Source organism: Pseudomonas kribbensis, assembly GCF_003352185.1.
Taxonomy (GTDB): Bacteria; Pseudomonadota; Gammaproteobacteria; order Pseudomonadales; family Pseudomonadaceae; genus Aquipseudomonas; species Aquipseudomonas kribbensis.
In genome coordinates this window covers 4596728-4621272 of record NZ_CP029608.1, presented here as the reverse complement: position 1 = coordinate 4621272, position 24545 = coordinate 4596728, and the positions used below count along the sequence as shown (strand labels likewise).

The following is a 24545-nucleotide window of genomic DNA, read 5'->3' as shown; positions in this document are numbered from 1 at the left end:
GGGCCGGCCATGCTCTGGGTGGTTTTGGGTGAATATCCGTTTCTTCGGGTGTTGCGGCTGGCGGTTTCGCCCTTACGGCGACTCACTTTTTTACAAGCGCCTAAAAAAGTAAGCAAAAAACGCTCGCCCCGGCGTTCGGCCCTCGCAGGCTCGGGTTCCTTCGCTCCGGTGTCCCTCCGGGGGCATCGACTTCGTCGATGAGTTCGGCTTCGCCGCACGGCACTACGTGCCAATCCCCGGATGAACACCTCCACTCAGCCTTCCGAAGGGGTGGGTGGATCAAGATCAAAAGCGTTGTCGAGCTAACGCTCATCCTGTTTTTGCATGTACCTCAAGTCGCCACATTCAAATACTTGCCCACCGACGCCGTACTACCGAGCGAATACTGCTTGCTCAGATTGGCAATCATCCGGTTCAACGCTTCGGTCGTGGTTTGAGTGGCATTGGCGGTCTGTTCATCGCTCGGACGCTGGCGCCCCGCCTGTAACGCGGCCTTCAATTCATCACTGCTCACGCCACCACTGCTGTCGCTATCCAGCACCTTGAGCAGCGCCGCGCTGGTGTCGCTGTTGGAGGATGAGGTGCTGTCGCTGGCCTGCAAAACACTGTTCAACTCGGTCGCCGTCACATTGCCGTCGCCGTCCGCGTCGAGCTGGCTGAACAGTTCGTCACTGGATACCCGGGGTGGTGGCGGTGGCGGGGTGAGGCTGGCGGTGAGTTCGTCCTGGCTGACGACGCCGTCCTTGTTCTTGTCCAGGGCCGAGAAGATTTTGCTGCTGTCGGCGGTGCTGCCGGCGCTGGTCAGGCCGCTGCTGAGTTCGTCGCTGCTGATGGCGCCGTCGCCGTCGGTGTCGAGGGCTTTGATCAGGGCGTCGGCCAGGTCGGTGTCGGGGGCCTGGTTGTGGTCGGGTGGTGGCGGTGGGGCCATGGCGGCCATTTCTTCGGCGCTGAGGCTGCCGTTGCTGTCGCTGTCCAGTTCGCCGAATTGTTTGCTCAGGTTGACCAGCAAACCGTCACTGGATTTTTGCGAAAGGGCGCTGCTCAGTTCGTCCTGATCCACCGCGCCGTCGCCGTTGCTGTCGAGTTTGGCGAACAGTTCCTTTTGCAGTTGCTGGCTGCGGGCGTTTTGTGTGGAAGTGCTGCTGGTGCTGGTATAGCTCGTGTAGTTGCTGACGCTACCGATCATGGGCTCACTCCTTGTAATGAAAAACCGGTTCATGAACCGGCGCTTGCAGACTCAAGGCGTGAGGTGTCGCAGGTATGTGGGTTTTGTACCGGACGGTACACAGTCGGGCTTACAGTCGTGGCAGGCGAATCACGGCGGTGAGGCCGCCGCCAGGTGTCTCTTCGAGGTTCAACTGGCCACCCTGGCGTTGCGCGGCTTCTCGGGCGATGGTCATGCCCAGACCGACGCCGCCGGAGTTGCGGTTGCGTGAGCCTTCCAGGCGGAAAAACGGTTCGAACACCGCTTCGCGCTTGTCGGCGGCGATGCCCGGACCGTGGTCGATGACGCGGATCAGCAGGTGTTCGCGCTGATCCTGCAGCTCGATGTGTGCTTGCCCGGCATAGCGCAAGGCGTTGTCCATCAGGTTATTGATGCACGAGCGCAGGGCCATTGGCTGAACCGCCAGGGGGGCGCAATGGCCGCTGACCTGCACGTCGGCCCCCTGATCCTGAGCGTTCTCGCACAGGGATTCGACCAGTGCCTGCACGTCCATCATCTGCAGTGCTTCGCTGGTGCGTTGTTCGTGCAGGTAGGTGAGGGTGGCGTCGAGCATGCCGATCATGTCGTTCAGGTCCTGACGCATCTGGCCCTGGAGTTTGTCGTCGTCGATCTGTTCCAGGCGCAGTTTCAGCCGCGACAGTGGCGTGCGCAGGTCATGGGACACGGCGCCGAGCATGCGTGCGCGCTGCTGGACCTGTTCGCGAATCCGCTGCTGCATCAGGTTGAAGGTGTGAGCTGCCTGCCGGGCCTCTCGCGGGCCGGACTCTTCCAGCGGCGGGCTGTCGAGGTTTTCGCTGAGGCGTTCGGCGGCGTCGCTCAGACGCTGGATCGGGCGGCTCAGGAGTTTGGCGCCGTACCATGCAGCGATCATCAGCGAGATGAACTGAAAGGTCAGTGGCACCAGCGGCCCGCCGAACCAGGGGCGCGGCGGTCGGTGGGCGAAGCGCGGATCCGGTGGCGGACGTTGTCCTTCGACGCCCTGGGAAAATTCCGGCGGCGGAGGGGGCGGAGGCGGGCCGTAATGGTGGAACCAGGCGAAAGCCAGCAGGTGCGCCAGGACAATCGCCACGAACAGTACGCCAAACAGGCGACTGAACAGCGTGTCGAAGCGCCCCCGCATCAGCCGATGTCCCGTGCGTCGAACAGGTAACCTTCACCGCGTACGGTCTTGATCAACTGCGGGGCTTTCGGGTCATCGCCGAGTTTTTGCCGCAGGCGCGAGACCAACAGGTCGATGCTGCGGTCGAAGGCCTCGATCGAGCGGCCACGGGCGGCGTCCAGCAACTGTTCGCGGCTGAGCACCCGGCGCGGCCGTTCGATGAACACCCACAGCAGGCGGAATTCGGCGTTGGACAGCGGCACGACCAGACCATCGTCGGCGATCAACTGACGCAGGACGCTGTTCAGGCGCCAGTTGTCGAAGCGAATGTTCGCACGCTGTTCGGTGCGGTCGTCGCGCACCCGGCGCAGAATCGTCTGGATCCGCGCCACCAGTTCCCGGGGTTCGAATGGTTTGGCCATGTAGTCATCGGCACCCAGTTCCAGGCCGATGATGCGGTCGGTGGGTTCGCAACGGGCGGTGAGCATCAGGATCGGGATGTCCGATTCCGCGCGCAGCCAGCGGCACAGTGACAGGCCGTCTTCGCCGGGCAGCATCAGGTCGAGCACCACCACGTCGAAATGCTCGGCCTGCATCGCCTGGCGCATGGCCGCGCCGTCGGTGACGCCGCTGGCGTGAATGTTGAAACGGGCCAGGTAGTCGATCATCAGTTCGCGGATCGGCACGTCATCGTCGACGATCAGGGCGCGGATGCTCCAGCGCTTGTCGTCTTTCTGCTCTTCATTCACGGAGACATGGGAGTTGTGCATGAGGCTGTTCATCTGCCAGTAAGCCGCCAACCACAAAGATAGGCTGCGAGGTTGTGGTTTCAGCATAGGCGTCCGGCCGTGAGGCGGGAAGGGCTGCTGTAAGGACTTGTTGCGGCTGGCGAGGCTAGCGCGGACGCATGTTGTCGGCGTGTCGGTTGTGTATCGGCTTCGACACAATACCCTGCAAGGCTATGCTGATCACGTCCGGCGCGACGATTTACCGATCATCGGGTGCCGCGCCGCCGCCGGTTCCGCTACAATGCGCGCCGATTTCGACTTGCCTGAGAGCCCATCCATGTCCGCCTGCCAGACTCCTATCATCGTCGCCCTGGATTTCCCCACCCGTGACGCCGCACTGAAGCTGGCCGACCAGTTGGACCCGAAACTGTGCCGGGTCAAAGTGGGCAAGGAACTGTTCACCAGCTGTGCCTCGGAAATCGTCGGCACCCTGCGTGACAAGGGTTTTGAAGTCTTTCTCGACCTGAAATTCCACGACATTCCCAACACCACGGCGATGGCGGTCAAGGCTGCCGCCGAGATGGGCGTGTGGATGGTCAACGTTCACTGCTCCGGTGGCCTGCGCATGATGGCGGCCTGCCGTGAAGAGCTGGACAAGCGCAGCGGCCCGCAACCACTGCTGATCGGCGTGACCGTGCTGACCAGCATGGAGCGTGAGGACCTGGCGGGTATCGGTCTGGATATCGAGCCGCAGGAGCAGGTGCTGCGTCTGGCAGCGCTGGCCGAAAAGGCCGGGATGGACGGTCTGGTGTGCTCGGCGCTGGAAGCCACGGCGCTGAAAACCGCGCACCCGTCGCTGCAACTGGTGACCCCGGGGATTCGTCCGGCCGGCAGCGCCCAGGACGACCAGCGTCGCATCCTGACCCCGCGTCAGGCGCTGGATGCCGGTTCCGATTATCTGGTGATCGGCCGTCCGATCAGCCAGGCAGCGGATCCGGCAAAGGCCCTGGCTGCGGTGGTTGCCGAACTGGCCTGAGCGAACAGCTGAAGATGCAAAGAAGGGAGCCTGATGGCTCCCTTCTTTGTTTTCAGATTTGTTTTCAGACCTTCAACACCAGCTTGCCGAAGTTCTCGCCGCTGAACAGTTTGCCCAGGGTCTCCGGGAACGTTTCCAGGCCTTCGACAATGTCTTCCTTGCTCTTGAGCTGCCCCTTGGCCATCCAGCCGGCCATTTCCTGGGCGGCACTGGCGTACTGCGCCGCGTAGTCCATCACCACGAAGCCTTCCATCCGCGCGCGGTTGACCAGCAGCGACAGATAATTGGCCGGGCCTTTTACCGCTTCCTTGTTGTTGTACTGGCTGATGGCGCCGCAGATCACCACGCGGGCCTTGAAGTTCAGACGGCTCAGTACCGCGTCGAGGATATCGCCGCCGACGTTGTCGAAATAAACGTCCACGCCTTTCGGGCATTCGCGTTTAAGGCCGGCCAGCACGTCTTCACTCTTGTAGTCGATGGCGCCGTCGAAGCCCAGTTCATCGATCAGGAACTTGCACTTGTCCGCGCCGCCGGCAATACCGACCACCCGGCAGCCTTTGATCTTGGCGATCTGTCCGGCGATGCTGCCGACCGCGCCCGCTGCACCGGACAGCACCACGGTATCGCCGGCCTTCGGTGCGCCGACATCGAGCAGGGCGAAGTAGGCGGTCATGCCGGTCATGCCCAATGCGGACAGATAAACCGGCAGCGGTGCCAGTTTCGGATCGACCTTGTAGAAACCTCTTGGCTCGCCAAGGAAATAATCCTGCACGCCAATGGCACCGTTGACGTAGTCGCCGACGGCAAACCCCGGATTGTTTGACGCGACGACTTTGCCTACGCCCAACGCGCGCATGACTTCACCCAGACCCACCGGCGGGATGTAGGACTTGCCCTCATTCATCCAGCCGCGCATGGCCGGGTCGAGGGACAGGTATTCGTTCTTGACCAGAATCTGCCCCGCCGCCGGCTCGCCGACCGGTACTTCCTGATAGGTGAAGGTCTCGCGGGTGGCGGCGCCCACCGGGCGTTTGGCGAGCAGGAACTGACGATTGGTCTGGTTAGTCATGACAGGCACTCAACGGGATGAAGCCTTGTTGATAGACCGTCCTCGGCGATGCCGCAAGGTTGGCTGACGAGGCGAATGCAGGCCGATCAAGCAGGGTGATAGTGGCCCGCACGGGTTCATCACTGCGATTCATGGGTGGTCAAACGGCCGTCTGATAGTGCTGCCGCCGGGGAGGTGGCTGTGGCTATGCTGCCTTCATCAATCCCCCGTATTCGAGGACATAACAATGAGCATGACGTTTTCCGGTCAGGTCGCCGTCGTCACAGGCGCCGCCAACGGTATCGGTCGCGCGACCGCCCAGGCTTTCGCCGCCGAAGGTCTGAAAGTGGTGGTCGCCGATCTGGATGCCGCCGGGGGCGAAGGCACCGTGGCGCTGATTCGTACAGCCGGCGGCGAAGCGACCTTCGTGCGCTGCAACGTTACCGTCGAAAGCGAAGTAAAAAATCTGATGGACGAGGTAATCAAGACCTACGGCCGTCTCGACTACGCCTTCAACAACGCCGGCATCGAAATCGAGAAGGGCAAACTGGCCGAGGGCTCCATGGATGAGTTCGACGCGATCATGGGCGTCAACGTCAAGGGCGTCTGGCTGTGCATGAAGTACCAGTTGCCGTTGCTGCTGGCCCAGGGCGGCGGGGCGATCGTCAACACCGCGTCGGTGGCCGGGCTGGGTGCTGCGCCGAAGATGAGCATCTACGCCGCCTCCAAGCATGCGGTGATCGGTCTGACCAAGTCGGCCGCCATCGAGTACGCCAAGAAGAAAATCCGCGTCAACGCGGTTTGCCCGGCGGTGATCGACACCGACATGTTCCGGCGCGCCTATGAGGCCGACCCGAAGAAAGGCGAATTCGCCAACGCCATGCACCCGGTGGGCCGCATCGGCAAGGTCGAGGAAATTGCCAGCGCCGTGCTTTACCTGTGCAGCGATGGCGCAGCGTTCACCACTGGCCATTCGCTGGCTGTGGACGGAGGCGTGACCGCGTTCTGAAAAGGCATCTGTTGATGCAGGAAAAGACCCGCCCTACAGCGGGTCTTTTCGTCTGTGCCCGGTTCCATGTCATTGATAAACAATGTGTTTCAAATAGTTAGAACAGTGGGTTTTGGCGGTTTTGTCGCACAACCTGACCGGCGCGGCTGTGATTTACTGCTGCGGGCAAAACGGACAGGAGTTTGTGCACTCATGGAATTGAGAATTGACCGACAGGCAATGGTGCCGGTCGTACAGCAGATTGTGGATGGATTGATCGAGTGGATCGTGCAGGAACAGGTGCCGCCTGCCACGCGCCTGCCATCCATTCGACAGATTGCGCGATTGAATCTGCTCAGCCAGTCGTACGTCATGGAGGCTTGCGAACGTCTGGTGGCACAGGGTGTTCTGGTCTCGCGGCAAGGGGCGGGGTTCATGGTCGCAAGCACATTGCCGGCGTGTTGCAAATCTTTCGACAGTCCGGCTTTCGAGGGCGAGCGCCATGGCTGTGATACGGATCCGCAACGGCGCGGCGGGTTGAAACTGGGCGACGGGGTTTTGCCCGAGAGCTGGCGAGAGTCCGATGATCTCGCCTACGCGATCCGCCAAGTGGCCCGCACCGACATGGCCAGCCTGTTCAACTACAACACGCCCCTCGGGCTCCCCGCGCTGCGCGAACAGATTGTCAAACGGCTGGGAATGCTCGATATCACCGCCGATGAAGATTGTGTGCTGACGACGGCCGGCGCCAGCCACGGGCTCGATCTGATCGTGCGCACGCTGTTCCGGGCGGGGGATTGTGTGGTGGTGGAAACGCCGGGTTATGCGCCGCTGTTCGATCTCTTGCGGCTGCACGGCGTGCGTATGCTGGAGGTTCGCCGCACGCCTGGCGGGCCTGACCTCGAGGCGCTCGAGGCGTTGTTGCAGCAGTTCCGGCCGGCAGCGCTGTTCATCAACAGTCACCACCACAACCCCACGGGGAGCTGCTTGGCGCCGGCCGTGGCGCGGCGCATTCTGCAATTGAGCAAAGCCTATGACCTGCGGCTGATCGAAGATGACGTCTACGCTGATCTGCATAACGGCAGCGGCACGCGCCTGGCGGCGCTGGATGAGGACGGGCGGGTGATTTACGTCGGCAGTTTTTCCAAGACGCTGAGCAGCTCGTTGCGTGCAGGCTTCGTGTCGGCCAGCCACGAGGTGATCGAGCAACTGGCGCGGGTCAAGATGATCAGTTGCATGGGCACTTCAAGGTTCAGCGAGGCCGTTCTGGCGGCGCTGCTGGCCAGCGGCGCGTATCGCAAACTGGTGCAGCGTCAGCGCCAGCGGCTCAATATCGATCGCGCGGCGGCCCTGCAGGCGCTGGAGGATGCCGATTGGGAGGTGTTCGGCAAACCCACCGGCGGGTTGTTCATCTGGGCCCGTTCGCCGCTGGCGAATGACGAGCACCTGCGCAGGCAGGCCTTGCATCATGGTGTGCAATTGGCATGCGCTTCTTCCTTCAGTCCCAGTGGTGAAGCCAGTGACTGGCAGCGGATCAATGTGGCCTATGCTTGCGATCCGAGGGCGCGGCAGTTCTTTCGCAGTACGGCCGTGGATCGACCTCAAGTGTTCTGAAAACGACGCAGGCCTAGCTTTTTGCCATTATTCCGACGCCAGAGTCTTGTGCTGGTTCATGGCCGTTGCGACTCTTCGGCAACAGACTTTGGCAGGGGACTACGCGCAATGATTTCGGCCGTGCAAGGACGTTTTGCCAACCTCGGTATGGCGAAAAAACTGGGTATCGGGTTTGTGCTGGTATTGCTGTTGACTGCCTTGGTGGCGGCCATCGGCGTCTGGTCCCTGCAGACCATCAGTCAGCGCTTCGAGGGGCTAAAACAGATGTCCTCGCTCAACAGTGGCCTGTTGAAAGTGCGCCTGCTGGAGCAGGATTACGCCTTGCACGGCAATCCGAAAACCGCCGATGCGTTGCACGAGGGTGTGGATGGCCTGATCGCCATGGCCGATCAGCTCAAGGCCCAATCGCCGGGCAATGAGTCGGTCATGAACGATGTCCAGCAGTCTCTGGGCGCTTATCGCAAGGCGTTCGATGAGTTCGTGTCGCTGACCCAGGCCAAGGATCTGGCGCTGGAAATGGCCAGTTGGTCGGTGTCCAGTGTCGCCAACAACCTCGACGTCCTGCAGGCCGGGCTTGCCGATGACGGCGCCTACACCCTGAAAGACAGCGAGGGCAAGGACGGGGCGCAGTTCATCGAGCAGGCCAGTCAGGTCAGCCAGGTCTCGCGCCTGATGCTGCAAGCCATGAACGAAGCGCGGGTGCGGCTGGATCAGAGTCGCAAGGGTGACGACAGCGCCAAGGGCAACATCGAACAGGCCGCCCAGGCCCAGACGCAAGCCGAACAACTGAAATCCACGGTCAAGGACGAAGGTTATCTGACGGTTCTCAATGAGGTGTCAGGCCACATTGCCGGTTTCAATGACAAGCTCGCCGAGTACACCGGGCTTCTGGCTCAGGAAAAAACCGTCTACGAGCAACTGCATCAGCGTGCCGCTCAGGTGGTGGAGCGGGTCGATCAGGCCTATGTCGCCCAGGACGTCGCGATGCAGGGTGAGCTGAAGAAGAACTCGGTGCTGATCATCGGCTCGTCGGCGCTGGCATTGCTGGTCGGGCTGATTGCGGCCTGGGTGATCACCCGGTTGATCGTCGCGCCGTTGCGCAGCGTGATGCAGGTCGCTCAGCGGATCGCCGCCGGTGATTTGAGTGCTACGGTGGAAGTGACTCGTCGTGACGAGATCGGCCAGTTGATGCAGTCCATGCAACAGATGGGCGCGGGCCTCAGCAACATCGTCAGCGGGTTGCAGGCAGGCATTGAACAGTTGGCCAGTTCCGCGCAATCACTGTCGGCGGTGACTGAACAGACCAACCTGGAAGTCAGCAGCCAGAAAGAGGAAACCGAGCAGGTTGCCACGGCCATGAACCAGATGACCGCCACCGTTCACGACGTGGCGCGCAATGCCGAAGAAGCCGCACTTGCGGCGCAGACCGCCGACGACAAGGTCGAGAGCGGTCAGCAGGTGGTGCGCCAGAGCATGGCGCGGATCGAGCAACTGGCGGATTCGGCGACGTCGGCCAGTTCGAGCATCGAAAGCCTGAGTGCAGAAATCCAGAACATCGGCACGGTGCTCGAAGTCATCAAAAGCGTCGCCGAGCAGACCAATCTGCTGGCACTCAACGCCGCGATCGAAGCAGCGCGGGCGGGAGAGCAGGGCAGGGGCTTTGCGGTGGTTGCCGACGAGGTGCGGGCGCTGGCACGGCGTACGCAGCAGTCGACCGAAGAAATCGAGCGTCTGGTCAGTGCCTTGCGCTCGGCGGCGCATTCGTCGGTGCAGCAGATTCAGAGCAGTGGCGAACTGGTGAAGCTGGCGGTGAGTGATGCATTGCAGACTGAAAGTGCGCTGGGGAGTATTGCGGCGGCGGTTTCGTTGATTCAGCAGATGAATCAGCAGATTGCGGCGGCGGCCGAGGAGCAGAGTTCGGTGGCCGAGGAGATCAATCGCAGTGTGACCAGTATTCGGGCGAGTGCGGATCAGTCGTCGATTGCGATGCGCGGGAATGCGGCTTCGAGTGTTGAGCTGGCGCAGTTGGGGAGTGAGTTGCGGGGGATGGTGGGGCACTTCAGGCTTTGATTTGGGGTTGACCTTGGCGGCCTTTGGGCCGACCAGGTTTTGGGGTGGTTTGGGTGAATATCCGTTGCTTCGGGGGTTGCGGCTGGCGGTTTCGCCCTTACGGCGAGTCCCTTTTTCAGACGCCAAAAAGGAACCAAAAGGCTTGGCCCCTGCGTTCGGCACCTCGCTTTGGCTCGGTGTTCCTTCGCTCCGGGATTCATCCGGGGGCATCGCCTACGGTTTGCTTCGCTGCACCTCCTCTCGATGCATGCGGCTTCGCCGCACGGTCGCTTCGCGCCCACCCCCGGATGAATCCCTCCACTCAGCCTTCCGATGGGGCCGGTACGTCAAAAGCGGTACTCGAGCTAACGCTCATCGTGTTGAGTGGTGGAGAGCCAAAGCCAGAGCAGAAGAAGCAGAAGAAGGTGCAGCAGCAGGAGTCGAGTTGCACGCGTTTTAAAACCCGAGTTCAACTCGGTATTTCACGTCGGCGTACCTCTCCCAAACAACTCGGTCAGTCCCCTCTCCCTTAGGGAGAGGGTTAGGGTGAGGGGGGCTTTTGATCTTCTGCTTTGAAGCCAATAAAAAAGCCACCTCTCGGTGGCTTCTCTCTCTGACTGCACTCAGTCGTAAATCACTTTCTTCTTCCAGTCCGCATCCGCCTCGACATCCTTGAGGCCGGCAGTCAGCTGGTTTTCTTCGCCTTCGACCGGGGCGATTTTGTCCATGACCTGGGCGTTGGCGCGGGCCAGGAGTTTTTCCAGGTATTGGAGTTGTTCGGCGTAGATCTGCGGGTCCTGCTGTTTGCGCAGGTATTGCACGCCACGTTCGAAGGCGAGGCGGGCCTGGCCGGGCTGGTTTTGTTGCAGGGCGTGCTGGCCGAGGTTATTGAAGAACTCGATGTGCAGCAGCACCAGGATATGGCGCACTTCGCGGATCCAGTGCTTGGCTTCGTTCGGGGGCAGGAAACCGTCCTGGGCGGCGCGGGTGATCTGGCCGTGGAGGGCTTCGAGCAGGAAGCGCACGTCTTTGGCTTTGGCTTCGGTCTGGATCGGGGCCGGCGGGTTGTTGACCGGGATCGATTCGCCCTGGGCGACGAGGGCGCTCAGTTCGGTGATGCGGGCCTTGGTGGTGGCGCTGGTTTTTTCCAGATTCAGCAGGCGCTGGCAGACGTTCAGTTCCAGGCGCGTCATCAGTAACTTGAGGGCCGGAGTCATGAACTGGCCGGGGAAGGTTTCGGTCAGTTCGCCACAACGGCGCAGGCGGTCGTTGAGTTCGACCTTGGTGCGGGCCTTCTCCAGTTTGGTGTTTTCCACCACATGGTTCATGTAGCCAATGGCGATCAAGATTGCGATCCCGGCTATGACTAGCAGGGTGATCATGAGTGGTGTCACCGGTAAGACCTCTTAATAGGGTTCGCGTGCGAGTGTAGTAGCTCGGCATATGGGAGCCTAGCGCCGCTCGACGGGTTGGATCAGCGAAGCTTCATCTGTATCGGCCGCAAGCCTGCTTATATAAATGCTGGCCCTTGGGGTACAGATTGCCATCACCTGTGCCGTGGACTATAACGCCTTGGCGAGTGTCGGAATATAGGCGTCAATCGTCGGGCGACGGAAAAGTCCGAATCGGCTCGTAAAGCAGGGCGAAGTCATTGATTTAAATAAATTTATATCAGGGGGTTGACGACCTTCCAATCCATCCATAGAATGCGCGCCACTTGCAGCGTAAAGCACACAGCGAAACGCGGCAGGGAGTGAATGTTGTAGTGTGTCCCCTTCGTCTAGTGGCCTAGGACACCGCCCTTTCACGGCGGTAACAGGGGTTCGAGTCCCCTAGGGGACGCCAATGCGGGAATAGCTCAGTTGGTAGAGCACGACCTTGCCAAGGTCGGGGTCGCGAGTTCGAGTCTCGTTTCCCGCTCCAATTTTAAACGGCAGTGCCTTCGGGCGGTGCTGAGTGAAACCAGAACCAAGTCTTCGGATGTGGATCTGGACACCGAAACACACACCATGTGTTCCGGGTAGCGTGTCCCCTTCGTCTAGTGGCCTAGGACACCGCCCTTTCACGGCGGTAACAGGGGTTCGAGTCCCCTAGGGGACGCCATTTGCGGGAATAGCTCAGTTGGTAGAGCACGACCTTGCCAAGGTCGGGGTCGCGAGTTCGAGTCTCGTTTCCCGCTCCAAATTCAAGAAGCGCCGCTCCGCAATGAGCGGCGTTTTTATTAGTGAAAGTTGTAGCCTGTCCCCTTCGTCTAGTGGCCTAGGACACCGCCCTTTCACGGCGGTAACAGGGGTTCGAGTCCCCTAGGGGACGCCATTGCGGGAATAGCTCAGTTGGTAGAGCACGACCTTGCCAAGGTCGGGGTCGCGAGTTCGAGTCTCGTTTCCCGCTCCATATTCAACAAAAACGCCGCTCAGTGATGAGCGGCGTTTTTGTTTGTGCGTTATTTGTCGCGCAACAAAAAAGGACCTCACGGTCCTTTTTTTTGTGGGCCCGTCACCTTGGCGGGCCAGTGTCGCGATCAAAGCTTCGGCAGTTGCCCGATGCGGCCCATCATTTCGGTCACGATCTGCAGGTCTAGCAGGAACTGGTCAACCGTCTTGAACTCGCCGTCGGTGTGACCGGTGTATTTGACCTCAGGTCGAGCCAGGCCAAATTGCACGCCGTTAGGCAGTTCATGCACCGAGGTGGCGCCGGCAGAGGTGCCGAACTCGTGTTTCATGCCCAGGTTTTCGGTGGACACGGCCAGCAGCGCCTTGACCCACTCGCCTTCAGGGTTGCGGTACATCGGCTCGGCGATCGAGTAATCGAAGTTGACCGCGACGTGGGTTTTCTTGCTCCAGGCCGCCAGTTTGTCGGCGATTTCGGTCTTGAGCACTTCCGGCGACTTGCCCTTTGGCACACGCAGGTTGACCGCGAGTTTGAAGGTATTGTCATCCATCCCGACATAGGTCAGCGAAGTAGTCAGCGGGCCCATGAAGTCATCGGCGAAACCGACGCCCAGCTTGCCACCCTTGTAGTCCAGGCCCCAGTTGTCGGCGGCGTAACGGGCGGCATCGGTGATGTGGTTGTGTTTGAACGCGATCTTGCCATCCACGCTGTGGATGAAGTCCAGCATGCGCGCGACCGGGTTGACGCCGGATTCCGGCTCGGAAGAGTGGGCGGAAACGCCGGTTACGCTGAGTTTCACGTCCTTGCCATCGACCTTGGCATTTACTTCGAAATCGCCGCCATGCTGTTTGACGTATTCGTTACCGGCCTTTTGCAAGCTGGCGGCCAGCTCGGCAGGGTTGTCTGTCACCAGAGTGACGACCGAAACCGATGGAATCTGGTTGGTTGCCATGCCACCGGTCATCGAGATCAGCTCCGCGCCTTTGCCCTCGGCCTTGCGCTTGGCAAATTTGGCCATGACCGTGCCGTAGCCTTTCTCGGCGATCACCACCGGGTAGCCGCCATCCAGCGCCAGGTTGTACTCGGGTGTCGGGTTGCGTTCGAAGTAGTAAGGAATCGCGTCGCCGGTGGTTTCTTCGGTGGTGTCCACCAGCAGTTTGAAATTGCGGGCCAGCGGCAGCTTTTCTTCCTTGATCACCTTCATCGCATACAGGGTCACCACGATCCCGTTCTTGTCGTCCTCGGTGCCACGGCCGTACATGCGGTCGCCGATCAGCGTGACCTTGAATGGATCAAGTTTGGTGCCGTCTTTCAGCACCCAGTTTTCCGGTGTCACGGGTACCACATCGGCGTGCGCGTGAATGCCCACAACTTCCTTGCCGCTGCCGTCGAGAGAAATTTCGTAGACGCGGTTGTCGATGTTTCGGTATTTCAGGCCGAAGGACTCGGCCAGGTCCTTGATCTTGGCGGCGATCCTGATGAATTCAGGATTCTCGTGCTGGGCAACACCCTCTTTGCGATCAGTCGGGATCTCGACCAGTTCGCGCAGGGTTTCCAGGGCAGCCTTGCCGTATTTCGCCCGGGTGTAGAGGCCCAGCAGTCGATAGATTTCGTTTTGCTGTTCAGCGGTCAGTGTCTTGTTGTCGAGAAACGCGCTGATGGAAGGGCGCAGGTCGTCGGTCTTGCTCAGGTCGCTCTTGGCCACTTCGCCGAGGAACTGGCGGAAATCGTTGACCTTGGCATCGCTGAATGTCTTGAGGATGGTCGCGCTTTGCTGCGGTGTGATGTTGGCATGGGCGGGCAGTGTCACGGACGAAAGGCTGGCCAGAATCAGGGTCGATGCGGCCAATTGCTTGAGTGAAAAATCCATTGCTAAGGGCATTCCTTTGCAGGTGGTCAGTAGGAAGTGTCTGATCGATGCGTCAGACGGTTTCGCAAACTAACACTGCAAGCGAGTGATAGGGGAGCCCCCGAAGTGGGACGCGTCGCACAGAAATGCAAAAGCGGCGCAGAATCGAAAAAGCCCGTCCAATCTGTCTGGAACGGGCTTCTCCGATCAGCATGTTTACATCGACAACACCAGTCGCCCGGCAAACAGGATCAAAATCACCCCCATGCTGCGCTCGAACCAATGGCCCATGCGCATAAACAACAGCCGCACTTTGCTGCTCGAAAAGAACAACGCAACGATCACGAACCACAGCGCGTTCACGCTGCACATCCACAGTCCATACAGAGCCTGGATTTCCAACGGTGTGCTGGCGCTGATGATCGTAGTGAAGATCGCCAGAAAAAACAGTGTGGCCTTGGGGTTGGTGGCGTTGGTCAGGAAACCGGTGGAGAACGCTTTGAACAGTGATTGTTCGACCAGCGGTTCATCGCTGGTCTTTTCGCCTTCCAGCGTTGTCTTGGGTTTGCTGCGGATCAAGCTGATGCCGAGATAAAAGATGTAAGCACCGCCCACCACCTTGGCCACCGTCAGCAGCCACGGCGTGGTGTGCATCAAGGCGCCGACGCCCAGCAGGGTATACAGCACGTGCACGGAAATCCCCGCGCCGATGCCCAGTGCCGTGCAGATGCCGACCAGCCGCCCGAAACGCACACTCTGGCGAATGGTCACGGCGAAGTCCGGGCCGGGAGCGACCACGGCCAGAAAATGAATGGTGGCCAGCGCCAGAAACTCGCCCAGGTAATTCGATGTCATTTCAGCTCCAGAAAGTCAGGGGTGATGCATTGCCGCGATAGCCGACAAAAAACGAAAGGCTCAAGCGCGGATCTGCCACGCCCGGCGTTACCGAGTGCATGCGACGCGAATTGAACATGATGAAATCCCCCGGTTCCGGGCGCACTTCAAGGGCGGGTGGGCCGAGCAGTGCCGGGTCGATGCCGTAGCTGTCGCCGCGCATTTCGTCGAAGCGGTCCGGTGAAATATCGTCTTCCCACATCTGCAACGCTCCGCCCTCGGTCGGCATGTTCAGGTAGACGTTGCAGGCGAATTGCGCCTCCAGGCTGCGGGCCTGGAAACTCTCCGGCGCGTCCTTGGCGAAGATGTCGTGGTGGGCGAGGAAGCAGACGCCGGGTTTGACCACCCGTGACAGACCGACGTACATCTTGCGCCCGTACAGGTTTTCCAGATGGGCGCCTGCCGGCCAGGATTCGTCGAGCATGCAGCGCAGGGTATCGATCGGCGAGGAGTAGGGCGCGCAGCGATTGCGCAGTTCGGCAATGTTGCCGGTGGCGCGTTCGAAGTAGTCCTCGATCAGCAACGGCTGGTTTTCCGCCTCGTAAAACGCCATGCCGATGCGGCCAATGCTGGGGGCGTTGATGTAACCCTCGAAGCCGGGGGCGAGGATCTTGTCGCCAATCCGGATCGCCTGGTCTTCAGGCAAAAAGCCTTTGACGCGGATGGCGAGGACTTCTTCGTTGGCCAGTTTTTTTATGCACGTCTCATCGAGACGCTCGACGTCAAGCATCATGGTTTCAGGTCCATCTAACGAGTAGTCAACGGAACCGGCGAATGCGGTTCCCCCGGCGTCGGACGCTGCAACCGGCAGCGTCCGAAATCCTCAATCCACGTTGTAGTGGACGGACAGCGTGCCCTTCTTCTGCGAAAGGGACGCGATCGTGACTGTGCCCAGATCCTTCAGGCTGCGTACATGGGTGCCGCCGCAGCCATAGGCCGGCAGTTCACCGAAGCCGATTTCCCGCGCGCCTTCGCGCAAGGACGTCAGGCGGGGCAGGTCGTGTTCGATCCATTGCCCGATGCCGTATTGAACGGTTTGCGCATCGACTTCCTGAGCACAATCCCCGGGCTTGAATTGCACCCGGCCTTCGTCCGGCCAGTGGTGTGCCTTGATCGGCATCCAGCCCATGGCCTGGACAAAGTGGCCGATCAAATGCCCGGCGGAGTGCATGCGGGTGTTGAAGCGGCGACGCTCTTCATCGATGCGGATCTGGGTCATGCCCAGTGGCACCGGCTGGTTAACGAAATGAATGATCCGGTCCGGTTCCTGTACGACACGCAAGACCTGGCTGTCGCCGATCCAGCCCGTATCACAAGGCTGCCCGCCACCTTGCGGGTGAAACAGAGTGGCGCGCAGCACCACAGCGAATTCGTTCTCGTGGGGCGTGCAGTCGAGGACTTCCACATTGGCCTTGAGGTCATCACTATGGAAAAAGAGGCGAAGCGTCATATTCCATGCCCTTATTAAAGTTTCTTTTTTAATTATATGAATCGTGCAATAACGTGATAATCCGTTCAAACATCAAAGGACTGTTGCGCTGTGAGCATAAATCTTCCTCTGCCGTTGCTCGGTGAAATGGCGATTTTCGTCAAGGTCGTGGAGACCGGCAGCTTCTCCGAAGCCGCTCGTCAATTGGGCTCGTCACCCTCGGCGGTCAGCCGCAGTATTTCCCGGCTGGAAAAGGCATTGGCCACGCGGCTGCTGCAACGCACCACGCGCAAGTTGCGCTTGAGCGATGGCGGGGAAGAAGTGTTCAAGCGCTGTCAGGAGATGGTTAGCGCGGCCCGGTCGGTGATGGAAATCAGCGGTCAGTTCACCCACGAAGCCGAAGGCCTGGTGCGGGTCAGCGTGCCGAAAGCGGTCGGACGCTTCGTGATTCATCCGCATATGCCGGAGTTTCTACGCCGTTATCCGAAGGTTGATGTGGAGTTGCTGCTGGAAGACCGCCAGGTGGATCTGATCGACGATCATGTCGATCTGGCGATTCGCATCACGGAGCGGCCACCGGCAGGACTGGTCGGGCGGCAGTTACTGACCATCGATCATTTGCTCTGCGCGACGCCGCAATACCTGGCCGAACATGGCACACCCACTCATCCCCATGACTTGCTCAATCACAGCTGCATCTATCTGGGCGAAACCCCGAGTGATGCGCGCTGGAAATTCAAGAAGGGCAGTAAGGCAGTGACGGTCGGCGTGCGTGGCCGGTATGCCGCCAATCACACCGGCGTGCGTCTGGGCGCTGTGTTGCAGCACATCGGTATCGGCAGCCTGCCGTATTTCACGGCCCGCTATGCCCTGGAACAGGGGCTGGTCGTGCAGGTTCTGCCGGACTGGACATTCCTGGCGTCCTACCACGGTGGGTTGTGGTTGCTGCATTCGCCAACGCGCTATCTGCCGCCGAAGCTGCGGGTGTTCATCGACTATCTGGTAGCGTGCCTGGAGAAGGAGCCGACATTGAGCAAACCGGGTAAACCCAACGCTGCAAAATCGCTGGCCGAGTACGAATTGCCGGAGGGTGAAGGACTGCTGTAACGGCGACGCAAAAAAAGGCCCGCATGGATCACCATGCGTGCCTTTTCATTGTGTAGCGAAAATCAGTGCTTGCTGTCCTGGGCGGACATCGCCAGCAGTTGTTTTTCCTGATTCCAGTCGAACGGTTCGTCGTTCTGTTCAGCTTCGTAGCGACGTTCTTCCAGTGCCTGATACATGTCGATCTCTTCATCGGACAGGTAGTGCAGGCAGTCGCCGGCGAAGAACCACAGCAGATCCCGCGGGATCAGGTGGGCAATTTGCGGGTAACGGGTAATCACTTGAGTCAGGATGTCCTGGCCCAGGTATTGGCTTTCGATCGGCTCGATCGGCAGTGACGCCAGCAGTTCGTCGAAACGCTCCAGGAACAGGGCATGGCTTTCTTCGGGAACCTGATCGGCCTCACCTACGGCGACCAGGATACTGCGCAGGTGGTCGAGCAAAACCAGATGATCGGCAACGACGTTGGACACGAGATAAGTCCTCAAGAGCAAAACGGGCGCGGGAGTATAAAGCCCCTGCGCCCGTTTTTCACTGATTGAAGGGATCAGCGGATTTTCCCTTCCGCCGGTTTCAGCTCCTCTTTGTCGAAGTCATCGACATCGATCACCTTGCGCCGCGCCGCTTCAGCGTCGCGCAGGGTTTGTGCTTCCGCTGCCTGCAGCACACCGGCCTCCAGTGCCGCATCGATGGCGTGTTCGCCGGCGACCGGTTTGACCTGGCCGCTCTTGAGCGAGGTGTGCAGTTTCTTGTGCAACGGTTGCGCAGCGTTCAACTGATCGCAGGCGTGTTGCAGTGCACCGACCGCATCGTCCGCCGATTGCGGGCGATAGCAGCCGGCAAGCAACTCTTCCAGCGCCGGGTCGCCCTTGGCCCGACCGATGACCGCTGCCACTTCGGCACCGAGTCTGTCCGACGGGCCTTTGTGACGACGACCGAACGGGAACACGATCACGCGCAACAGGCAGCCGAAAACCCGGTTCGGGAAATTGGTCAGCAGCTCATCCAGTGCCTTTTCCGACTGGCCGAGGCTTTCTTCCATGGCCCATCTGAACAGCGGCTCCATGTACGCCGGGGAATCGAGGTCGTGGTAACGCTTGAGTGCCGCCGAGGCGAGATACAGGTTGCTCAGCACATCGCCCAGACGGGCCGACAGCCGCTCGCGGCGTTTCAGTTCGCCGCCCAGCAGCATCATGCTCAGGTCGGCCAGCATGGCAAACGCGGCAGCCTGACGGTTGAGCGCGCGGAAGTAACCCTGGCTGAGTTTGTCGCCCGGCGCATGTTCGAAATGGCCGAAACCAAGGTTCAGCACCAGCGTGCTGGCGGCGTTGCTCACGGCAAATCCGATGTGCTTGAGCAGCAGGCCATCGAACTCCTTGAGTGCCTGATCCTTGTCCTCACGTCCGGCGAGGGCCATTTCCTTGAGGACGAACGGATGGCAGCGGATCGCGCCCTGGCCGAAGATCATCAGGTTGCGCGAAAGAATGTTCGCGCCCTCCACGGTGATGAAAATCGGCGCACCGTTCCAGCTGCGGCCCAGATAGTTGTTCGGGCCCATGATGATCGCCTTGCCGCCATGCACATCCATGGCGTGGCTGATGCACTCGCGGCCGCGTTCGGTGAGGTGATACTTGAGGATCGCCGACAGCACCGAAGGCTTCTCGCCCAGATCAACCGCGTTGGCGGTCAGCATCCGCGCAGCGTCCATCATCCACGCGTTGCCGCCGATGCGGGCCATGGCTTCCTGAATGCCTTCGAAGGCCGACAGCGGGACGTTGAACTGCTCGCGAATCTGCGCGTACTGCCCGGTCACCAGACTGGTGAACTTGGCCGCACCGGTACCCACCGCCGGCAGCGAAATCGAACGCCCGACCGACAGGCAGTTCATCAGCATCATCCAGCCCTTGCCGAGCATGTCCTGGCCGCCGATGAGGAAGTCCAGCGGAATGAACACGTCCTTGCCGGAGTTGGGGCCGTTCATGAACGCGGCGCCCAGCGGCAGGTGGCGGCGGCCGATTTCCACGCCGGGAGTATCGGTCGGGATCAGCGCCAGGCTGATGCCCAGGTCTTCCTTGTCGCCCAGCAGGTGATCCGGGTCATAGGCCTTGAAGGCGAGACCGAGCAGGGTCGCGACCGGACCGAGGGTGATGTAGCGTTTTTCCCAGTTCAGGCGCAGGCCGAGGGTTTCCTGGCCTTCCCATTCACCCTTGCAGATGATCCCGGTGTCGGGCATGGCGCCGGCGTCGGAACCCGCGAGCGGGCCGGTCAGCGCGAAGCACGGGATATCGTCGCCCCGGGCCAGTCGTGGCAGGTAATGATTGCGCTGTTCGTCGGTGCCGTAGTGCAGCAGCAGTTCGGCCGGGCCGAGGGAGTTGGGCACCATCACGGTGGAGGCGAGGTCGCCACTGCGGGTCGCCAGTTTCATCGCCACTTGAGAGTGGGCGTAGGCAGAGAAGCCTTTACCGCCGAATTCCTTGGGAATGATCAGGGCGAAAAAACCGTGTTCCTTGATGTGGGTCCAGGCTTCGGGCGGCAAGTCCATCGACTGGCCGATCTGCCAGTCGGTGACCATCGCGCAGAGTTCTTCGGTCGGGCCGTCGATGAACGCCTGTTCCTCGTCGCTCAGTTGCGCCTTGGGATAGGACAGCAGTTTTTCCCAGTCCGGACGGCCGCTGAACAGTTCACCGTCCCACCACACGGTGCCTGCGTCGATTGCATCGCGCTCGGTCTGCGACATCGGCGGCAGGGTTTTCTGGAACCAGCTGAACAGCGGCGCGCTGAAGTGTTTGCGGCGCAGATCCGGCAGCAGCAACGGAGCCGCGACGATGGCCAGTACGACCCAGAAGATCAGCAGCAACCAGCCTGGCGCGTGGCTGAAAATCCCCATCGCCAGCAAATAGGCCGCGACGATGCCCAGTGCCGGCAGCGGGGCGATGCGCCGGTGGGCCAGATACGCCACGCCGACGATCAGAACCAGTATCCACAACAACAGCATATTCAATCCTCCGTGAACCAGGGCGAACGACCCTCCAGAGCTTAGACGGCATCTGCAAAACGGGGCGGTCAGAACAAGTTGATCTAAAACGTGGGAAACCCTGGATGGCTTTTGTAGTTTCGGTGGGCAACACGCGTAGGAAATCGTTCGCAGACTCCGCGGCTTTGCGTCCATGTTTGGCCGAAACGTCGTTATCTCTGTGCTGATCCTCTCGCTAGACTCCGGGTTCACCCAGGAGAATGTCGTCATGCGCGAGTATCTGAGCCCCGGCCGCTTCATCGATAGTGACCACCCCTCGGTGGTGGAGTTCGCAGAACGGCACCGTGGTGCCAGCCGCGACCCGCGCGCGCAGGCGATCAGTCTTTATTACGCCGTGCGCGAGGCGGTGCGTTACAACATGTACACCTTCAGCCGCGACCCGCAGACCTTGCGCGGCAGCTACGCGCTGGCGGCGGGCGAAAGTTATTGCGTGCCCAAGGCCACGCTGCTCGCCGGTTGCGCGCGCCATTGCGGGATCCCCGCACGCATCGGTCTGGCGGATGTGAAAAACCATCTGTCGACGCCGCGACTGCTTGAACTGCTGAGAAGCGAAGTGTTCGCCATGCATGGTTATACCGAGCTGTTTCTCAACGATCGCTGGGTGAAAGCCACCCCCGCGTTCAACCAGAAACTCTGCGAAATGTTCAACGTTGCGCCGCTGGAATTCGACGGCATGAACGACAGCGTTTTCCACCCGTACAACAGCGATGGCGCGCTGCTGATGGAATACCTGGTCGATCACGGCCAGTTCGCGGATGTACCGGAATCCTTTTTCTTCGAACATCTGCAGAAATGCTATCCGCACCTGTTCAATGATCGGCAGACGCCACTGTCCAGTGACCTGCGCGATGATGTCGGCAGCCGCTGATCCGGCGTATGCTGCTCGCCCACTCAATGGAAAAGAGGCGGTCATGCTGAAGATCTGGGGTCGCAAGAATTCGTCGAATGTCAGAAAACCGTTGTGGGCGGCCGAAGAGCTCGGGCTGGCCTACGAGGCGATCGATGCCGGTGGCGCGTTCGGTGTGGTCGACACGCCGGAGTACCGGGCGATGAACCCGAACGGTCGGGTGCCGGTGATCGAAGACGACGGTTTTGTGTTGTGGGAATCCAATGCCATCGTTCGCTACCTGTTGGCCAGGCATGCGGCGAACACCTCGTGGTATCCGGCGGATCTGCAGACCCGCGCCATCGCCGACAAGTGGATGGACTGGACCACGTCCAGTTTCGCAGGCCCTTTCCGCACGGTGTTCTGGGGCGTTCTGCGCACCCCGGCGGACAAGCAGGACTGGCCGGCGATCCATGCCGCGATCAAGGAATGCGACGGTTTGCTGGCCATGGCCGATCAGGCCCTGAAAAACCAGCCGTACCTGTCCGGCAGTGAAATCGGCATGGGCGACATTCCGCTCGGCAGTTTCATTTATGCCTGGTTCGAGATGCCGATCGAGCGTGCGCCGATGCCGTATCTGGAAGCCTGGTACGCGCGACTGAAGCAGCGTCCGGCGTATCGCAAAGCCGTCATGACCGCGTTGACTTAATACCTACTATCGACACACTTGACTGTACTTGTGCGGCGGCGGCAAGCACCATTGCGCTTGTGCGCCGCGGTTGTCTTCCTCGCCGCCCGCCGTCATTCAGTCCTTTTTCTCTTCTTGGTGCGTAATCCGATATGAGTTCCGCTCTGTCCATCCGGCAGCTAACCAAAACCTACGGCAACGGGTTCCAGGCCTTGAGTGGTATCGATCTGGACGTCGCCGAAGGTGACTTCTTCGCGTTGCTCGGCCCCAACGGCGCCGGCAAATCCACGACCATCGGCATTCTCTCGACCCTGGTGAACAAGACCAGCGGCACGGTGAATATCTTCGGTCACGACCTGGACAAGAACCCCGCGGCGCTCAAGCGCTCGATCGGCGTGGTGCCCCAGGAATTCAACTTCAACCAGTTCGAAAAGACTTTCGACATCGTCGTGACCCAGGCCGGCTACTACGGCATTCCGGCGAAGATCGCCAAGGAACGCGCCGAGCAATACCTGACCCAGCTCGGACTGTGGGACAAGCGCGATGTGTCGTCGCGTTCGTTGTCCGGCGGCATGAAGCGCCGTCTGATGATCGCCCGGGCGCTGGTGCACGAGCCGCGTCTGCTGATCCTCGACGAACCGACTGCCGGCGTCGACATCGAACTGCGCCGCTCGATGTGGACCTTCCTCACCGAGCTGAACCAGAAAGGCATCACCATCATCCTCACCACCCATTACCTGGAAGAGGCTGAGCAGCTGTGCCGCAACATCGGCATCATCGACCACGGCACCATCGTCGAGAACACCAGCATGCGTCAGTTGCTCGGGCAACTGCATGTGGAAACCTTCCTGCTCGACCTGAAGAACGATCTGGCGGTTGCACCGCAGCTGGCCGGCTATCCGGCCCGTCTGGTGGATGCGCATACCCTGGAGGTCCAGGTCGACAAGTCCATGGGCATCACTGCGCTGTTCGGCCAGTTGGCCCTGCAGAACATCGAAGTGCTGAGCCTGCGCAATAAAACCAATCGCCTCGAGGAGCTGTTCGTGTCCCTGGTGGAGAAAAATCTGTCGAAGGTGGCGGTATGAGTTCCGAGCTGCGCCCCAACCTCGTTGCCCTCAACACCATCGTTTACCGCGAAGTCCGGCGCTTCACCCGGATCTGGCCGCAGACCCTGCTGCCGCCGGCGATCACCATGGTTCTGTACTTCGTGATCTTCGGCAACCTGATCGGCAAACAGATCGGCGGCATGGGCGGCTTCAGTTACATGGAGTACATCGTGCCGGGGCTGATCATGATGTCGGTGATCACCAACTCCTACGGCAACGTGGTGTCGAGTTTCTTCGGCAGCAAGTTCCAGCGCTCCATCGAAGAACTGATGGTGTCGCCGGTGTCGCCGCATACGATCCTGATCGGCTACACCCTCGGTGGCGTACTGCGTGGCCTGATGGTCGGCGTCATCGTGACGATTCTGTCGCTGTTCTTCACCAGCCTGCAGGTGCATCACCTGGGCGTTACCGTGCTGGTGGTGGTGCTGACGGCGACGATCTTCTCGCTGCTGGGTTTCATCAACGCCGTGTTTGCGCGCAACTTCGATGATATTTCGATCATCCCGACGTTCGTGCTGACGCCGCTGACCTACCTCGGTGGCGTGTTCTATTCGATCACCTTGCTGCCGCCGTTCTGGCAGACCGTGTCGCTGGCGAACCCGGTGCTGCACATGGTCAACGCCTTTCGTTACGGCATCCTAGGTGTGTCGGACATCCGCATCGGTATCGCGATCACCTTCATGCTGGTGGCGACCGTGGTGCTGTACTTCGGTTGTGCGCGGTTGCTGGTGAGCGGTCGCGGTATGCGTACCTGATCCATTCGGCGCTGCAATAAAAAACGGCCTCCCACTGCGGAGGCCGTTTTGCATTCAGGACTGGCGACTTTTCTTGCGTCGCGCCCATTGCCGGGCGACCCACCAGCGCCAGTACATCATTACCAGGCAATAGGCGAGGGCGCCCAGCGCCAGCCCGACCACCACCGAACCGAGCAGGAACGGTTGCCACAGGGTCGAGAGTTCGCCGCTGATCCACTCCCAGGTCAATGAATCCGGCAGGGTGCGGGCAGGGATGTCCATCAGCCACGCCCCGACTTTGTAGGTGCAGTAGAACACCGGCGGCATGGTGACCGGATTGGTCAGCCAGACCAGGCTGACGGCAATCGGCATGTTGCCGCGCACGGTGATCGCCAGTGCGGCGGCCACCAGCATCTGCGCGGGAATCGGCAGGAAAGCCGCAAAAATGCCGACGGCCATGGCCCGGGCCACCGAGTGCCGGTTGAGGTGCCAGAGGTTCGGGTCATGCAGCAACTTGCCGAGAAAGCGTAAGGATTTGTGTTCCCTGATGCTCGTCGGGTCGGGCATGTAACGTTTGAATAAGCGCCGGGGCATAAGGCTTCTCGGTCGGTTAAGGCGGCAAGTATGTCTGGATTCTACGAAGCGCCCATTCAGACTTTGTGACAATTGTTGACGACGCCTGTGCCCCACAGGGGCTATGCCT

21 protein-coding genes, 6 tRNA genes and 1 pseudogene are annotated in these 24545 nt (G+C 60.5%); 16 read left to right on the top strand and 12 right to left on the bottom strand.

Going from position 1 to position 24545, the window contains the following annotated elements; genetic code table 11:
* Window positions 1–331 precede the first annotated feature (331 nt).
* The 3 genes from xopAW to DLD99_RS21045 all read right to left on the bottom strand — a co-directional run bounded on the left by xopAW (window position 332) and on the right by DLD99_RS21045 (window position 3094).
* Window positions 332–1186 (bottom strand): EF-hand domain-containing protein, encoded by an 855-nt coding sequence (xopAW, locus tag DLD99_RS21055; RefSeq protein ID WP_114884790.1) that lies wholly within the window; start codon window positions 1184–1186, stop codon window positions 332–334.
* Between the two features lie 109 nt (window positions 1187–1295).
* Complete coding sequence (locus DLD99_RS21050) at window positions 1296–2345, bottom strand: sensor histidine kinase (protein ID WP_114884788.1); 1050 nt, start codon at window positions 2343–2345, stop codon at window positions 1296–1298.
* Window positions 2345–3094 carry a response regulator gene (locus tag DLD99_RS21045; protein WP_114884787.1) on the bottom strand — a complete coding sequence of 250 codons (750 nt, stop codon included), beginning with the start codon at window positions 3092–3094 and terminating at the stop codon, window positions 2345–2347. Before DLD99_RS21045 ends, DLD99_RS21050 begins: the two co-directional genes overlap by 1 nt.
* Window positions 3095–3389: 295 nt before the next feature.
* Between DLD99_RS21045 and pyrF the strand changes: the two genes are divergently transcribed.
* On the top strand, window positions 3390–4088 hold the full coding sequence (gene pyrF, locus DLD99_RS21040; protein ID WP_162803507.1) for an orotidine-5'-phosphate decarboxylase: 699 nt from the start codon (window positions 3390–3392) through the stop codon (window positions 4086–4088).
* A gap of 64 nt (window positions 4089–4152) precedes the next feature.
* Here the strand turns inward: pyrF and DLD99_RS21035 are convergent, their stop codons facing one another.
* On the bottom strand, window positions 4153–5157 hold the full coding sequence (locus tag DLD99_RS21035; RefSeq protein WP_007960373.1) for an NADP-dependent oxidoreductase: 1005 nt from the start codon (window positions 5155–5157) through the stop codon (window positions 4153–4155).
* A 226-nt stretch (window positions 5158–5383) separates the two neighbouring features.
* On the opposite strand from DLD99_RS21035, the gene DLD99_RS21030 reads away from it, so the two are divergent.
* The 4 genes and pseudogenes from DLD99_RS21030 (at window position 5384) to DLD99_RS29665 (ending at window position 9808) form a co-directional block, all read left to right on the top strand.
* Window positions 5384–6145 carry an SDR family oxidoreductase gene (locus tag DLD99_RS21030; RefSeq protein WP_085710959.1) on the top strand — a complete coding sequence of 254 codons (762 nt, stop codon included), beginning with the start codon at window positions 5384–5386 and terminating at the stop codon, window positions 6143–6145.
* 192 nt (window positions 6146–6337) lie between these two features.
* A complete protein-coding gene (locus tag DLD99_RS21025; protein WP_114884785.1) occupies window positions 6338–7738 on the top strand; it encodes an aminotransferase-like domain-containing protein in 1401 nt (466 codons plus the stop codon).
* A gap of 108 nt (window positions 7739–7846) precedes the next feature.
* A pseudogene (locus tag DLD99_RS29670) lies at window positions 7847–8899 on the top strand (methyl-accepting chemotaxis protein); the annotation flags it as partial.
* A gap of 27 nt (window positions 8900–8926) precedes the next feature.
* Window positions 8927–9808 (top strand): methyl-accepting chemotaxis protein, encoded by an 882-nt coding sequence (locus DLD99_RS29665; protein ID WP_425273017.1) that lies wholly within the window; start codon window positions 8927–8929, stop codon window positions 9806–9808.
* Between the two features lie 602 nt (window positions 9809–10410).
* Here DLD99_RS29665 and DLD99_RS21015 read toward each other — a convergent pair.
* Entirely contained in the window at window positions 10411–11169 is a 759-nt protein-coding gene (locus DLD99_RS21015) for a hypothetical protein (protein ID WP_065261849.1), read from the bottom strand.
* Between the two features lie 387 nt (window positions 11170–11556).
* Between DLD99_RS21015 and DLD99_RS21010 the strand changes: the two genes are divergently transcribed.
* From DLD99_RS21010 to DLD99_RS20985, 6 genes are all read left to right on the top strand, one after another.
* Window positions 11557–11632 (top strand) — tRNA-Glu (locus tag DLD99_RS21010).
* Window positions 11633–11634: 2 nt separating this feature from the next.
* Window positions 11635–11710 (top strand) — tRNA-Gly (locus DLD99_RS21005).
* 104 nt (window positions 11711–11814) lie between these two features.
* A tRNA-Glu gene (locus DLD99_RS21000) sits at window positions 11815–11890 on the top strand.
* 3 nt (window positions 11891–11893) lie between these two features.
* Window positions 11894–11969: transfer RNA gene (locus DLD99_RS20995), tRNA-Gly, on the top strand.
* A gap of 58 nt (window positions 11970–12027) precedes the next feature.
* Window positions 12028–12103, top strand: a tRNA-Glu gene (locus DLD99_RS20990).
* A gap of 2 nt (window positions 12104–12105) precedes the next feature.
* Window positions 12106–12181, top strand: a tRNA-Gly gene (locus tag DLD99_RS20985).
* A 127-nt stretch (window positions 12182–12308) separates the two neighbouring features.
* Here the strand turns inward: DLD99_RS20985 and DLD99_RS20980 are convergent.
* The 4 genes from DLD99_RS20980 to DLD99_RS20965 all read right to left on the bottom strand — a co-directional run bounded on the left by DLD99_RS20980 (window position 12309) and on the right by DLD99_RS20965 (window position 16371).
* Window positions 12309–14048, bottom strand: a complete 1740-nt coding sequence (locus tag DLD99_RS20980; RefSeq protein WP_114884781.1) for a dipeptidase — start codon at window positions 14046–14048, stop codon at window positions 12309–12311.
* A gap of 195 nt (window positions 14049–14243) precedes the next feature.
* Complete coding sequence (locus DLD99_RS20975) at window positions 14244–14882, bottom strand: LysE family translocator (protein ID WP_085710955.1); 639 nt, start codon at window positions 14880–14882, stop codon at window positions 14244–14246.
* A 1-nt stretch (window position 14883) separates the two neighbouring features.
* Entirely contained in the window at window positions 14884–15654 is a 771-nt protein-coding gene (locus DLD99_RS20970; protein ID WP_114884779.1) for a 2OG-Fe(II) oxygenase, read from the bottom strand.
* A 90-nt stretch (window positions 15655–15744) separates the two neighbouring features.
* Entirely contained in the window at window positions 15745–16371 is a 627-nt protein-coding gene (locus DLD99_RS20965) for an alanyl-tRNA editing protein (RefSeq protein WP_114884777.1), read from the bottom strand.
* 90 nt (window positions 16372–16461) lie between these two features.
* Between DLD99_RS20965 and DLD99_RS20960 the strand changes: the two genes are divergently transcribed.
* Entirely contained in the window at window positions 16462–17457 is a 996-nt protein-coding gene (locus DLD99_RS20960) for a LysR family transcriptional regulator (RefSeq protein WP_114884775.1), read from the top strand.
* A 62-nt stretch (window positions 17458–17519) separates the two neighbouring features.
* On the opposite strand, the gene DLD99_RS20955 is transcribed toward DLD99_RS20960, so the two are convergent.
* Both DLD99_RS20955 and DLD99_RS20950 read right to left on the bottom strand, forming a co-directional pair.
* Window positions 17520–17927, bottom strand: a complete 408-nt coding sequence (locus DLD99_RS20955; RefSeq protein ID WP_007950758.1) for a PA2817 family protein — start codon at window positions 17925–17927, stop codon at window positions 17520–17522.
* A gap of 74 nt (window positions 17928–18001) precedes the next feature.
* Window positions 18002–20449 carry an acyl-CoA dehydrogenase gene (locus DLD99_RS20950; protein WP_114884774.1) on the bottom strand — a complete coding sequence of 816 codons (2448 nt, stop codon included), beginning with the start codon at window positions 20447–20449 and terminating at the stop codon, window positions 18002–18004.
* A gap of 247 nt (window positions 20450–20696) precedes the next feature.
* Between DLD99_RS20950 and DLD99_RS20945 the strand changes: the two genes are divergently transcribed.
* From DLD99_RS20945 to DLD99_RS20930, 4 genes are all read left to right on the top strand, one after another.
* Window positions 20697–21356: a transglutaminase-like domain-containing protein gene (locus DLD99_RS20945; protein WP_114884772.1), complete on the top strand. Its 660-nt coding sequence runs from the start codon at window positions 20697–20699 to the stop codon at window positions 21354–21356.
* A gap of 43 nt (window positions 21357–21399) precedes the next feature.
* The gene (locus DLD99_RS20940; RefSeq protein WP_114884770.1) at window positions 21400–22023 is read left to right on the top strand and encodes a glutathione S-transferase family protein; all 624 of its coding nucleotides are present in this window, start codon (window positions 21400–21402) and stop codon (window positions 22021–22023) included.
* Window positions 22024–22154: 131 nt separating this feature from the next.
* Entirely contained in the window at window positions 22155–23087 is a 933-nt protein-coding gene (locus tag DLD99_RS20935) for an ABC transporter ATP-binding protein (protein ID WP_114884768.1), read from the top strand.
* On the top strand, window positions 23084–23863 hold the full coding sequence (locus tag DLD99_RS20930) for an ABC transporter permease (protein ID WP_085710947.1): 780 nt from the start codon (window positions 23084–23086) through the stop codon (window positions 23861–23863). Before DLD99_RS20935 ends, DLD99_RS20930 begins: the two co-directional genes overlap by 4 nt.
* Before the next feature lie 54 nt (window positions 23864–23917).
* On the opposite strand, the gene DLD99_RS20925 is transcribed toward DLD99_RS20930, so the two are convergent.
* On the bottom strand, window positions 23918–24436 hold the full coding sequence (locus DLD99_RS20925; RefSeq protein ID WP_114884766.1) for a DUF2062 domain-containing protein: 519 nt from the start codon (window positions 24434–24436) through the stop codon (window positions 23918–23920).
* Window positions 24437–24545 lie beyond the last annotated feature (109 nt).